General features: G+C 57.7%; 15 protein-coding genes. 9 read left to right on the top strand and 6 right to left on the bottom strand.

The genetic code is table 11. The features are described from left to right. Genes OS189_RS03245 through OS189_RS03235 form a run of 3 tightly spaced genes read left to right on the top strand, consistent with a single transcriptional unit; the run spans nucleotide 1 to nucleotide 2488 of the window. Nucleotides 1-960, top strand: a complete 960-nt coding sequence (locus tag OS189_RS03245; RefSeq protein WP_267165835.1) for an alpha/beta fold hydrolase — start codon at nucleotides 1-3, stop codon at nucleotides 958-960. Nucleotides 961-1008: 48 nt separating this feature from the next. Further along, nucleotides 1009-1878, top strand: a complete 870-nt coding sequence (gene ppk2 / locus OS189_RS03240) for a polyphosphate kinase 2 (protein ID WP_267165834.1) — start codon at nucleotides 1009-1011, stop codon at nucleotides 1876-1878. Further along, nucleotides 1871-2488, top strand: coding sequence for a TetR/AcrR family transcriptional regulator (locus OS189_RS03235; RefSeq protein ID WP_267165833.1), 618 nt, complete (start codon nucleotides 1871-1873; stop codon nucleotides 2486-2488). The genes ppk2 and OS189_RS03235 overlap by 8 nt, the downstream gene beginning before the upstream one ends. Here OS189_RS03235 and OS189_RS03230 read toward each other — a convergent pair. From OS189_RS03230 to OS189_RS03210, 5 genes are all read right to left on the bottom strand, one after another. Next, on the bottom strand, nucleotides 2485-3480 hold the full coding sequence (locus tag OS189_RS03230; protein WP_267165832.1) for an LLM class flavin-dependent oxidoreductase: 996 nt from the start codon (nucleotides 3478-3480) through the stop codon (nucleotides 2485-2487). The two genes, OS189_RS03235 and OS189_RS03230, sit on opposite strands and share 4 nt — an antisense overlap. Before the next feature lie 75 nt (nucleotides 3481-3555). Further along, complete coding sequence (locus OS189_RS03225) at nucleotides 3556-3915, bottom strand: hypothetical protein (protein ID WP_267165831.1); 360 nt, start codon at nucleotides 3913-3915, stop codon at nucleotides 3556-3558. 136 nt (nucleotides 3916-4051) lie between these two features. Further along, nucleotides 4052-4540: a 30S ribosomal protein S9 gene (rpsI, locus tag OS189_RS03220; protein ID WP_267165830.1), complete on the bottom strand. Its 489-nt coding sequence runs from the start codon at nucleotides 4538-4540 to the stop codon at nucleotides 4052-4054. A gap of 2 nt (nucleotides 4541-4542) precedes the next feature. Further along, nucleotides 4543-5004, bottom strand: coding sequence for a 50S ribosomal protein L13 (gene rplM / locus OS189_RS03215; RefSeq protein ID WP_267165829.1), 462 nt, complete (start codon nucleotides 5002-5004; stop codon nucleotides 4543-4545). A gap of 189 nt (nucleotides 5005-5193) precedes the next feature. Further along, nucleotides 5194-6603 carry an aminotransferase-like domain-containing protein gene (locus tag OS189_RS03210; protein WP_267165828.1) on the bottom strand — a complete coding sequence of 470 codons (1410 nt, stop codon included), beginning with the start codon at nucleotides 6601-6603 and terminating at the stop codon, nucleotides 5194-5196. Between the two features lie 97 nt (nucleotides 6604-6700). Here OS189_RS03210 and OS189_RS03205 point away from each other — a divergent pair, with 97 nt between their 5' ends. Next, a complete protein-coding gene (locus OS189_RS03205; RefSeq protein WP_267165827.1) occupies nucleotides 6701-6934 on the top strand; it encodes a DUF1127 domain-containing protein in 234 nt (77 codons plus the stop codon). A 96-nt stretch (nucleotides 6935-7030) separates the two neighbouring features. On the opposite strand, the gene OS189_RS03200 is transcribed toward OS189_RS03205, so the two are convergent. Next, nucleotides 7031-7468 (bottom strand): PaaI family thioesterase, encoded by a 438-nt coding sequence (locus OS189_RS03200; RefSeq protein ID WP_267165826.1) that lies wholly within the window; start codon nucleotides 7466-7468, stop codon nucleotides 7031-7033. A gap of 74 nt (nucleotides 7469-7542) precedes the next feature. Between OS189_RS03200 and OS189_RS03195 the strand changes: the two genes are divergently transcribed. The 5 genes from OS189_RS03195 (at nucleotide 7543) to gluQRS (ending at nucleotide 12881) form a co-directional block, all read left to right on the top strand. After that, nucleotides 7543-8328, top strand: coding sequence for an enoyl-CoA hydratase (locus OS189_RS03195; protein WP_267165825.1), 786 nt, complete (start codon nucleotides 7543-7545; stop codon nucleotides 8326-8328). A 95-nt stretch (nucleotides 8329-8423) separates the two neighbouring features. After that, the gene (locus OS189_RS03190) at nucleotides 8424-9746 is read left to right on the top strand and encodes a cytochrome-c peroxidase (RefSeq protein ID WP_267165824.1); all 1323 of its coding nucleotides are present in this window, start codon (nucleotides 8424-8426) and stop codon (nucleotides 9744-9746) included. A gap of 316 nt (nucleotides 9747-10062) precedes the next feature. Continuing rightward, nucleotides 10063-11412, top strand: a complete 1350-nt coding sequence (gene trmFO, locus OS189_RS03185; protein WP_267165823.1) for a methylenetetrahydrofolate--tRNA-(uracil(54)-C(5))-methyltransferase (FADH(2)-oxidizing) TrmFO — start codon at nucleotides 10063-10065, stop codon at nucleotides 11410-11412. A gap of 18 nt (nucleotides 11413-11430) precedes the next feature. Further along, the gene (locus tag OS189_RS03180; protein WP_267165822.1) at nucleotides 11431-12036 is read left to right on the top strand and encodes a class I SAM-dependent DNA methyltransferase; all 606 of its coding nucleotides are present in this window, start codon (nucleotides 11431-11433) and stop codon (nucleotides 12034-12036) included. Then, nucleotides 12033-12881, top strand: coding sequence for a tRNA glutamyl-Q(34) synthetase GluQRS (gene gluQRS / locus OS189_RS03175; RefSeq protein ID WP_267165821.1), 849 nt, complete (start codon nucleotides 12033-12035; stop codon nucleotides 12879-12881). Before OS189_RS03180 ends, gluQRS begins: the two co-directional genes overlap by 4 nt. Nucleotides 12882-12883 lie beyond the last annotated feature (2 nt).

Genomic DNA, 12883 nt, shown 5'->3' with positions numbered 1-12883 from the left:
ATGTTTTGGTTCATTGCCATTGTTTTGGCATGTATCGTGGTGGTTCAGTGGCGTGCCGGCGCGCGTGAAGCTTCTGCAAACGCCACCTACCCGCCGCAGGGGCGTGTGGTGGATGTGGATGGCACCCCCGTGCATGTGCTGATCGCAGGGTCCGGGCCCGATCTGGTGCTGATCCACGGGGCCAGCGGCAATGTGCGCGACTGGACATTCAATTTCGCGGATCGTGTGTCAAATCGTTACCGCGTCATCATGCTTGACCGTCCCGGACTGGGCTGGACCGGCCGTTTACGCGGCAAATCGGGCGCATGGAACAAACGGGCAGAATCGCCACTGGAACAGGCAGAGTTGCTGCAAAAAGCGGCGGCAATTGTCGGCGTTGACCGCCCTGTTGTTGTGGGTCACTCTTTTGGCGGTGCGGTAGCGATGGCCTGGGCGCTGACCCAACCGGATGAAACCGCCGCCGTGGTGATGCTGGGTGCGGTGTCAAACCCTTGGCCCGGCGATCTGGGGTGGACCTATACCGTGACGGGCAGCACATGGGGCGGTGCATTGCTTGTGCCACTGCTGACAGCCTTTGTTCCCGCGCGGGTTATCAACAATAGCGTTGAAAGCATCTTTGCGCCGCAACCCGCCCCTGATGGATACGCAGAATATGTCGGCGCGGCCCTTGTCCTGCGCCGCGAGAGCCTGCGCGCCAATGCCCAGCAGGTGAACTCCCTGCGTCCCCACATTGTGAAGATGTCTAAACGCTATGAAGGGCTTCAGATGCCGTTCGAGATTGTTCATGGTGACAAAGACACGATCGTGCCCCTCTCCGTCCATTCCGAACCGCTGGCGCGCCAGATCAAGGGCGCCGTTCTGACGGTGTTAAAAGACGTCGGCCACATGCCCCACCATGTTGCCCCCGACGCTGTCGAAGATGCAATTGACCGTGCCGCTACGCGTGCGGGTTTGCGTTAATCTTGTTAACATCGCATATTGCAAAAAAACACAAACAGGAGCGCCGCGATGGAGCTGCCATTTGACGGCGCAATCAGCGCCTTTTTCAAAACCGAAGCGCCCGATGATGTGCGCAAGGCCGTGCAATCGGCGCAAAAAGGGGAAGTGTTATCCGAGACGTACCCCCACCGCGCACGCAAAGGCAGGAAGTCTTACGAACGCGAAATGGATGCCCTGCAAATCGAGCTGGTGAAGCTCCAATCATGGGTGCGCGAAAACGGTATCCGCATCGCGATGGTCTTCGAGGGGCGGGATGCCGCTGGCAAAGGCGGTACAATCGGGCGCTTCCGGATGAACCTCAATCCACGCTCGGCCCACGTGGTCGCCCTCGCCAAGCCCACCGAAGAAGAGCGATCGCAATGGTATTTCCAGCGTTATATCAAACATCTGCCAGCTGCCGGCGAATTGGTATTCTTTGACCGCTCCTGGTACAATCGCGGGGTGGTTGAGCCGGTGTTCGGGTTCTGCACACCCGATGAGCATACGCAGTTCTTCAATCAGGTTCAGCCGTTTGAACAGATGTTAGTCGAGGACGGTGTCCACCTGTTCAAATTCTGGCTTAACGTTGGCCGCGCAGAACAGTTGCGCAGGATGCTGAAGCGCGAAAGTGATCCGCTGAAACAGTGGAAACTGTCCAGCATCGATGTAAAAGGCCTGTCCCTGTGGAACGAATATTCCGCCGCGATTCAGGATACGCTTGCGCGCAGTCACACGAATCATGCGCCCTGGACGGTCGTGCGGTCTGATGACAAACGCCGCGCACGTCTAAATGCCATCCGCACCGTACTCCACCGTTTTGAGTATACCCGCAAGGATCCTGATACGATTGGCGAAATCGACAGCGCCATTTGCGGCGGGCCTGATATCTGGGATGTCTAAACGCGGCTATCATCACGGCAACCTGCGTCAGGCGCTGGTAGATGCTGCGCTAAAGCTGATCGAACTGCGCGGACCCACAGGGTTCACATTGTCAGAAGCAGCCAAGCAGGCGGGTGTCACCCCTGCCGCAGTCTATCGCCATTTTGAAGGTCGCGAGGATTTGATCGCCGAAGCCGCGCTACAGGGCTACGAAATTTTTGGCGATTTGATGCAGTTTGCGTACGAAAGCGGCCAACCTTCAGCGTTACAAGCGTTCGAGGCCACGGGCCGCGCCTATCTGGCATTTGCGCGCCGCTATCCGGGTCATTATATCGCGATGTTTGAAAGCGGCGTTCAGGTCAACCGCACAGCAGCGCTGGCCAGCGTGGCAAACCGCGCAAACGCTGTGCTGGAACAGGCAGCGACCGACCTCAGCCAGCATATTCCGGCGCACAAGCGCCCGCCTGCCTCAATGTTTTCAGCCCATATCTGGGCAATGAGCCATGGCGTTGTCGAATTGTTCGCACGCAATTCGCCCGGGCGGGCATCACCCTTCCCGCCCGAGGATTTGCTGGAAACCGGAATCGGAATTTACCTGCGTGGTCTGGGGCTGATTTCACCGGACGACTAGGCCGCTTGCGCCAATTCCTCCAACGCCTGCGCTGCAATTTCAAACGATTTTTTGCGCGCCTCGTGGTCGTGGATCTGCCCCGTCAGGATCAGCTCGTCCGGATTGTATTTCGCTACCAGCTCGGCCAGTTGCCGGCGCACGGTTTCGCGACTACCAACCGCCGAAATGCGCAGCGCCTGATCCACCCCGCGCCGCAGCGCCACGCCGATTTCGGCGTCGATGTCATCGACAGGCGCGGGCAGCTTGCTTGGCTTGCCACTGCGGAGGCGGGCAAATGCCTGCTGTACCGATGTACGCAGATAGGCCGCTTCTTCATCTGTATCGGCACCGATCACATTGACCGCCAACATGAATTTCGGCGCTGCAAGAGAGGCGGACGGTTTGAAATCACGCCGGTAGATATATGCCGCATCTTCCAGCGCGTCGAGGGCGAAATGCGATGCAAATGCATAAGGCAAACCGAAGTGCGCTGCCAGTTGCGCACCGTATAACGAAGAGCCGAGAATCCAGATTGGCACATGTGTACCCTGCCCCGGATGCGCCTGAACCGGTGCGCCTGGTTCTGCATCACCCAGATAACCCATCAGTTCCAGCACTTCGGCAGGAAAATTATCTTCGCCGGTGCGGCCACGGCGCAAGGCGTGCCAGACCGCATGATCCCCGCCCGGTGCGCGCCCGAGACCCAGATCAATCCGGTCACCATAAAGGCTTGCAAGCGTGCCGAACTGCTCTGCAATCGTCAGCGGTGCGTGGTTGGGCAGCATTATACCCCCCGCGCCGACCCGAATAGTCGAGGTTTTTCCCGCTACATGACCCAGTAAAACAGATGTCGCGGCAGAGGCGATGCCTGCCATGTTATGATGCTCCGCCATCCAGTAGCGGTAATAGCCCAGACTTTCCGCATGTCGGGCCAGATCGGCGGTGTTGCGCATGGCATCCGCAGCAGTGCTGCCTTCGGGCACCGGACAAAGATCAAGAATGGAATAGTGCATAAGTTGTCCTTTCAGGCTTGCCACCAACATAGGTACGACACACCCACCTTGAAAGGCCACAGATCAGAAAGGATTTTATCCGCCGACCTTACATTCGGCGTTGCCGAATTTTGCCACACACTGGTTTTTCGTACACAAATCAATCTGCGCATCGCGTCGCGGCTTGTTCCGGTCCACCGTGCGCACAGCGGGAACCGTATAATATTCCGTCCGCATGACCTGAATACAGTTTGTGGTCGCGCCAACCGTTTGGCAGGTTGTCTGCCCTGTTGGCACTTGTCTGGTTTCGGTGCGGTTATAAAGCTCCTGCTCGAAACGCGGCTTGATCTTATTGAGCCATGAGGTTTTGCACAGGCTCTGTTCTGCCCGGTATTCGGGTGTTCCACAACTGGCCAACATCGCAAACGCGCCTGTTACCACAACTTGTCTAAACATTTCATCCGTCTTTCTACAAACACCTACCTTTATCTATAGGTATGCCCTTTCGAACACAATAACCGTACAACTGTTTGCCCCAAAACGAAAAAGGCCGCACCCTGCGGCGCGGCCTTTTCCAAGATATTCGTAAAACTTAACGCTTGGAGAACTGGAAGCTCTTACGCGCTTTGGCTTTACCGTATTTCTTACGCTCGACCACACGGCTGTCGCGGGTCAGGAAGCCTGCCGCCTTGAGTGCGTCGCGTAGGGAAGGGTCATACAACTGGAGCGCCTTGGACACGCCGTGCTTTACCGCACCCGCCTGACCGGAAAGACCGCCGCCTTTGACTGTCGCGTAGACGTCAAACTGGCCATCGGTGCCGGTGATGCCGAAAGGCTGCTGAAGGATCATCTGCAAAACGGGGCGCGCAAAATATTCGTTCTGCGGCTTGCCGTTTACCACAACCTTGCCCGACCCGGGCTTGATCCAGACGCGGGCAACCGCATCTTTACGCTTGCCGGTTGCATAGGCACGGCCAAACTCGTCACGGACGGGCTCGCGAGGGGTCATTTCAACTTCTGGAGTGGCTTCGATGCCGGCTACAGATGCGAGATCTTCGAGTGTGTTGATTTCGTCAGCCATGCTCATGCGCTCCGTGTGTTTTTGCTGTTCATGGATGCAACATCCAGAACTTCAGGCTCTTGTGCCTCATGAGGGTGCTCGCCACCGGCGTAAACACGCAGGTTGGTCATGATCTGGCGGCTCAGACGGTTGCCGGGCAGCATACGCTTAACGGCAAGTGTCACGATACGCTCGGGGTGCTTGCCCTCGAGAATGTCGGCCTTGGTACGCTCTTTGATGCCGCCGGGGTGGCCGGTGTGCCAATAGAACTTCTCATCACGCTTTTTGCCAGTCATCTGGACTTTTTCAGCGTTGATCACGATGACGTTGTCGCCGCAATCCATGTGAGGGGTGAACGAGGGCTTGTGCTTGCCCCGCAGACGCATGGCAACAATTGATGCAAGACGGCCCAACACGATGCCTTCGGCGTCGATGATGATCCATTTCTTGTCAATGTCTGCCGGTGTTGCAGAAAAGGTTTTCATGTACGGTAATCCCGTTAGTGGTGGATAGGAGCAGATGCCCCGATGTGATGGGCGGGTTATAGCCACGCCTGCGACCACGTCAAGCGCCACAAACCCCAATTAGCCAAGCAAAAACAAAGTGTTAAAATTAAGGTATTATAATACCCCATAATTCTCGGGTTTCTTATTGGATTTATCGCCGCGGCACCCTCAAACGCTGATCTCTTCTGTAGGATTGTCCAGTAGATCGCGCAACCGTTCCATCGCTGCTTCAAAGCTGCGCAGGCTGATTCCGGCATTGACTGCCATACGCACGGCATGGGGTGCCCTGGCCTGTCGGGCGGCAAATTCTTCTGCGGCGCGCACGCGCACACCGCGCGTTTCGGCCGCGCGGCAAAAGGCACTGGCGCGCCAGCCTTCGGGCAGGTTCAACCACAAAAACGGCACATCCTCGCGCCAGCGTAGATCATATGACCCCAATGCATTTACCGCTGCCCTAACGTACTCGCCCACCCCTTCACGGGTGCGCGCCATTACCGCGTCTATCTGCGGATGCATCAACAGTGCGGCTGTCAGATCGGTGATCGGGGTCGCCAGGCCGAAAAAACCATGATCAGCAGCACGGTGCAGCGCCGCAGCGTACTCGCGCGGACTGATCGCGCAGCCAACCCGCAGCGCGGGCGTGATGGATTTGCTAATCGAGGTCAGATACCAACCACGCTCCGGCGTAAGCTGGCGATACCCCGGCGCCTGGGCCGAGCCGATGCGATAACAATCATCCTCGATTATGTGCAAATCAAAGCGCCGTGCAACTTCGACGATCTCGCGCCGGCGCTCCAGTGGCGTAAAACCACACGTTGGGCTATGCACTTCGGGAGAGGTGCAAATCATCTGCGCTTCGGGGTACCGCTCTGCTGCCGCGGCCAGCGCAATCGGGCACAGACCATCCCCGTCCATCGCAACAGGCACAACATCGGCGCGCAGGGCGGTCGCGGCGCGGCGGTATCCGGGATAGCATAGCTCTTCAACAAATATTACGGGGCGACGCCCCTTCAGGATCGTCTGAAAAATCAGCATGATGGCATTCTGGCCGCCATGGGACAAAACAATATCATCTTCGCTCAGCGGCCCTATGGGCGTACCACGAAGCCAGTGTAACATCGCCTCGCGCGCCGGCTGCGCGCCGCGCCTTGAAGGGTAATGCATTATCCCCGAAGGCGGATCGTCTGCAATCTCGGCCAACAGTTTGCGGATCAGCGCTGCTTGGCCGCAATTTGGCAGATGGGGCGAAAACAGATTCACATCGAAATTATCACCGCCGGTGCGGTGTTCGATGACATCCATTTCCATCAGGTTCAACGGCGGCTCGGGCTTGGTTCCCGCAACGAAGGTGCCCCGCCCGACCTCGGCGCTCAGCACGCCTTCGTCCGTCAAAACGGTATAGGCGCGCGCCACTGTTCCCGGTGTCATCCCCAGTTTCCAGCCCAGATCCCGCACCGCCGGCAGCCTGTCACCGTCGTTCAGCGCCCCGGCGGCAATGGCGCTGCGGATGGCAGCAACAACAGCACGGTATTTCGGCTTTATGGCCGGATCGACCTCGGGCGTCCAAATTGTATCCATTACAATGTTTCAATGGTCCTGCGTGTTTTTGTATTGTACCAATATTTATGGCGATATTGCCAAATTGTGTCAATACAATTCAACAGGAGATTTACCCATGACACGCGTAGCCACCTTCGCGAACGACTCACTGGCAGTTCTGAACACCACGCGCAGCTTGCCGCTGCTGGCGGTTCTCAGTGTCAAGTTTGCGGCCTGCGTGACGAAATGGGCAACCCGCCGTCAAACCCGCCTTGCGCTCAATCACCTTGAAGCCTGGCAATTGGATGACGTGGGACTCACACCCCACGCGGCTCGTACAGAGGCGCGTAAGGTGTTCTGGAAGGCGTGACATCCCCGTGGCGCACGGCCAGACACTTTCACTTGGGCAGGGTACACCCCTGCCCTTTTTTGATACAATTCCCTGACTTTGCCGGATTGTACCCATTCACACCCTTACAGGCGGAATGGCATAGGTCATTGTGGCTTGGGCCACGGGCTCGGCCATACCTTCTGAATAGACCAATACATGTGACACAGAAAGTTGCCGCCCCAGTTTCAGCAGCTTGGCCGTCGCAATAAGATCAACGCCGGCGGCAGGTTTACGCATAAAGTCCAGCGAGCAGTTTGTCGTAACGGCGAGCGCTTGCGGCCCGATCATCGCCAGAGTTGCAATGTAGGCCGCCACATCGGCAAGCGCAAACATCGACGGGCCTGACACTGTGCCACCGGGGCGCAAGTGCTTTTCGGTGATGATCAATCGCATGGTCACTTCGTTCGGTTTGACCTCCTCGACGTTGAAATCATCCGCAACCTGCTGGAAAACCTCACGCATAAAGGCCATCAACTCCGGTACCTGCATCTTCACTTCACCTGTTTCAGCCATTTTTACACTCCTGCGCTGCTTGTTTTTGACGTAACGTTCGCCCTAGAGTTGCCCGAACAACAGGAGCGCACAAGATGGCAATTTTGGAAGTAACGCAACGGGACGCAGTCACGCATCTGACATTGAACAGCCCCGAGCGGCTGAACGCGCTTAGCGACGAGATGCTCGCCGCTCTGCAAGAGATACTGGATCAGCTCGCCGAAAATCCGGAATGCCGCGTAATTACCTTGTCGGGAGCGGGCAAGGCGTTTTGCGCAGGCCACGACCTGCGCCAGATGCAGGCAATGCGCCAGCAACAGGATGCGGGTGCTGCCGCTTTTGCGGATCTGTTTTCGCGCTGCACCGATGTGATGATGCGAATCCAGTCCATGCCGCAACCCGTGATTGCACAAGTTCACGGCATTGCCACTGCTGCGGGGTGCCAGCTGGTTGCCACCTGCGATATGGCTGTTGCGGCCCGTGGTACGCGGTTCGGGGTGAACGGTGTGAACATCGGGTTGTTCTGTTCTACTCCGATGGTTGCGCTGACCCGCAACATCGCGCCAAAGAAGGCGTTTGAAATGCTTACCACCGGTGATTTCATTGATGCGGAACGGGCTGAGGAGCTGGGTCTGATCAACCGCGTCTGCGCCCCCGAAGATCTGACCAATCACACCGCCGCCCTTGCCGAAAGGATTGCGGGCAAGCTGGGCGCGGCGGTGAAAATCGGCAAACGTGCGTTTTACGATCAACTCGCCATGGATACCCGCGCCGCATATGCCCACACGGGCGAAGTGATGGTGGAAAACCTCGCAATTGCCGATACCGCCGAGGGTATGCAGGCATTTATTGAAAAGCGGCCACCAGATTGGAAACAGTGACTGTTTCCTAAACCGCCACGGTGTTTTTCCATGACGAAGGTCGCAAAATTGCCATAATTGGGTTATTCCCCTCACCAAATCGTGAGGATGGTAACATGATCAAATGGACGCTTGGCGCGTTGTCGGCAAGCCTGCTGTGCAGCGCTGCTGCCTTTGCTGGCCCACTGCCTGCCGCCGTCAGCGACAAGGACTTTCATCAGTTTCCCCCCGAGCTCATCGAACTTGGCCGCGATCTGTTTTTTGACCCGATTCTATCCGGAAACAAAAACATTGCCTCCGCGACCTGTCATCACCCCTCGTTGGGCACCTCGGATGCCATGTCGCTAGCGATTGGCGAAGGCGGTTTCGGTCTTGGCGCAAACCGGCGGGTTGATGCGCGCAATACCCCCCATGCGCGGATCCCGCGCAATGCGCCTGCGCTTTTCAATCTTGGCGCGCGGGAATTTTCGGTAATGTTCCATGACGGACGCACCGCGAAAGACCGCCATGCCATGTTCGGCATCAGAATGCCGCAGGGGCGCACGCTGGAGCGCCCCGTGCCATCGGCGCTGGCTGCACAAAACATATTGCCAATCCTGTCGCCCGAAGAAATGGCGGGCAATGCAGGTGAAAACCCTGTCGCCGACGCGGTCGCAGCGGAGCGTATTATGGGGGAAGGCGGTGCGTGGGATATCCTGACCAGAAGGGTTGAGGGAATCACCGAATACCGCACACGATTTGCCGCTGTGGGTGTCGACGATTTGCACATCTCCGATATCGGAACCGCCCTGTCTGCTTTCATCGGCTCGGAATTTCGGGCAATCGACAGCCCGTTTGACCGCTATCTGCGCGGTGAGGACGCAATGACCGAAGCGCAGCTTGAGGGAATGGATCTTTTTTACGGCAAGGCGCGCTGCTCCACCTGCCATTCCGGCGCTTTCCAGACCGATCATGATTTTCACGCGATCGGCCTGCCACAGTTCGGTCCGGGCAAGAACACCCACGCCGCCTACGCCGACACCGGACACGGCATGGTCACCGGAGAGGCGGAGGACATGTACCGCTTTCGCACGCCATCCTTGCGCAACGTAATGCAGACAGGACCATACGGGCACAACGGAGCCTACTCCGATCTGGAAGACATCGTGCGCCATCACCTGAACGCCGTAAAAGGTCTGGCAAGCTATGACCGTAAAAAGGCGTTACTGCCACGTGATCTGGCCGTCAGCGATTGGGAAGCGATGGATGATTTCGAAGAGGTGATGCGCATCGCCGAAGCGATCGAAATCAGCGACGTGTCACTGGAAGAGTCCGAGATTGACAGGATCATGTCTTTTCTCGGGGCCTTGACGGATGAAACCGCGGGCAAGCGCGGTCTTGGTGTACCTGCATCGGTCCCTTCGGGGTTGCCGCAGGATACCGTTGCGCCACCATCGTGAACCTGCGCAACCTCGCCAAACCCGCCCCGATCCGCACAGCGGTCGGGTTTTTTTTGTGCCACCGGGACTGTTGCGGAATCGGCACCGCAGTGTTGCCAACTTGCGTCTGGCAAATCGGGCAGGATTAAGGCACAAATAGGACATGGCAACGTTAGCTGCCCCATTTGGGTCGCTGCCCGCGGAAGGTCCCTCCAGATCAGACTCTCATCTGATTTCCTAATTCCCGCAGCAGCGACCCCAAAATCCCCCTTCGCTCAACTTAACATACCCGTTGCCGGTGGTTGCACCGCTGACGCTGCTGGCTTATCTGGCCATTATGGATAAAACATTGCACATCATCGGCGGCGGCATGGCCGGATCGGAAGCTGCCTGGCAGGCTGCACACCTTGGCATCAAAGTTGTCATTCATGAAATGCGCCCCGAAGTTGGCACATTCGCCCACCAGACGGGTTTGCTGGGGGAAATGGTTTGTTCCAACTCATTCCGTTCGGATGACAGCGAACAAAACGCTGTCGGGTTGCTCCATTGGGAAATGCGTCAGGCCGACGGGTTAATTATGCAAACGGCGGAAAAACACCGTCTTCCTGCAGGTGGAGCGTTGGCGGTGGATCGTGATCCGTTTGCGCAATCGGTCACCGACGCGCTGCTGGCACATCCAAACATCAGCGTCGAATACGGCGAAATCAAATCCCTGCCGGACAGCGGCCACTGGATCATCGCGACGGGTCCGCTGACCTCATCAAATCTGGGCGCTGCGATTGCTGCCGAAACAGGGGCCGAAGCACTGGCGTTTTTCGACGCGATCGCCCCGATTGTGTATCACGACAGCATCGACATGAGCAAAGCGTGGATGCAATCGCGTTATGACAAAGGCGAGACAGAGGAAGAGCGCACTGCCTACCTCAACTGCCCGATGGACAAAGAGCAGTATTACGCCTTTATTGACGCGCTGGCCGACGCGGAAAAGACCGAATTTCACGAAAACGAAACTGCAGGATATTTTGATGGCTGCCTGCCGATTGAGGTGATGGCGGAGCGGGGACGCGAGACCCTTCGCTTTGGCCCGATGAAGCCCGTAGGCCTAACCAACCCGCACCAGCCCGATGTAAAACCCTACGCCGTTGTGCAATTGCGCCGCGATAACAAACTGGGCACACTCTACAACATTGTCGGATTTCAAACCAAGATGAAGTACGGTGCGCAAACTGATGTATTCAAACGCATTCCCGGACTGGAGAATGCGCGCTTCGCGCGGCTGGGCGGCATCCACCGCAATACGTTCCTTAACTCTCCCACGTTGCTGGATGCGCAGATGCGCCTGAAATCCCGCCCGAATGTGCGTTTTGCGGGGCAGATTACCGGCGTCGAGGGATACGTTGAAAGTGCAGCGATGGGGCTGCTTGCCGGACGTCTGGCCGCAGCTGAGATTATGGGCGAAACAATGGACACCCCGCCGCCCACAACTGCGACAGGCGCGTTGATCACACATATTTCCGGTGGCGCTGAAGCAAAGACGTTTCAGCCAATGAACGTTAACTTCGGCCTGTTCCCCCCGGTCGAAGGGTTGAAAGGCGGGCGGCGCGGCCGCAAGGACCGTTACAAAGCCTACACAGACCGCGCAAAAGCGGATTGGCAGGACTGGCTTACCGCTGGACAAGACGGTTAACCTGCTTATCATAGCAGCATGAAAACACCTTTTCTCGACAAGGCATATGCCGAACGCGACACCGGCAGCACCCGCGAACATTATGACAAATGGTCTGACTCTTATGAGGCGGAAGTCGGCACATTGGGCTACGCAACACCTGCGCGCTGCGCGCAAGCGCTGGCTGAATTCGCGCCCGACAAATCACTTCCCCTGCTGGATTTCGGCTGTGGTACGGGTCTCGCCGGTCTGGCTTTCAAACTTGCCGGATTTGACACCATAGACGGTGTTGATCTGTCTGCCGAAATGCTTGCGCAGGCGCGCGAAAAAGACATCTACCGCAAGTTGACCCAGATTGACCCCGACGCACCGCTGGAAGGTGAATACCCCCTAATCGGTGGGGTCGGCGTGATCGGCGCGGGAGCGGCCCCCATTTCAACGCTCAACACATTATTGCACGCACTTCCCAGCAACGGATTGCTGGTATTTTCGTTTAACGATCACACGCTTGAAGATCCGGCCAGCACAGCCTGTCTGAACGAATGGCTTGATTGTGGTGCCGCCAGATTGCTGTTCAGCGAACACGGCGAACACCTTCCCGGAAAAGACCTCGGCGCGACCGTTTATGTGATTGAGAAAGCTTGACCTTTACCACCCGCTTTGCGCCCTCTCCGACAGGACCGCTGCATCTGGGCCATGCCTATTCCGCAATGTTGGCGCATGATCTTGCGCGCGCTGCCGGTGGCCGTTTTCTGCTTCGGATCGAGGATATAGACCAGACGCGCGCACGCCCCGCGTGGGAAGCCCAGATTTATGACGATCTGGCATGGCTGGGGCTGACGTGGGAACAACCTGTCATGCGCCAATCGGACCGGCAAACCACCTATGATCTGGCGCTTGATGAGCTGTGGGCGCGCGGATTGCTCTATCCCTGCACCTGTACACGCGCAGATATCGCTGCGGCGGCAAGCGCCCCGCAAGAAGGTGCGCCGCTGCTTGGGCCTGACGGTTTGATATATCCCGGCACCTGCCGCCCTACAGTGGCCCCAACGGATGCGCGTCCGCGCAATCTGGCGCTAAGGCTGGATATGGCGAAGGCCTGCGCAATCCTGCCGGAAACCTTGCGCTTTCATGAGGACAGTTGCGGCGAGGAAGTTTCCTTTACCGCGACTGACCTTACACGCGATGTGGGTGATATCGTTCTGGCGCGGCGGGACATGGGCACGTCATATCATCTGTCGGTGGTGCTGGATGACGCAGCGCAAGGCATTACCGATGTCGTGCGGGGGAAAGACCTGTTTGATGCCACGCGCATCCATGTCGTTTTGCAAATGCTGTTTGACGCACCGCGCCCGCGCTATCACCATCACCGCCTGATCCGCGACGCGGCGGGAAAACGGCTGGCCAAACGCAACGACGCGCGCGCGATTTCGCTCTATCGCTCCGAAGGGGCCACGCCACAGGACATTCGCGCCAAGGTGGGGCTTTAACC

The organism is Sulfitobacter sp. F26169L (assembly GCF_026410285.1).
Lineage (GTDB): Bacteria > Pseudomonadota > Alphaproteobacteria > Rhodobacterales > Rhodobacteraceae > Sulfitobacter.
This window is presented reverse-complemented; position numbering and strand designations above follow the sequence as displayed.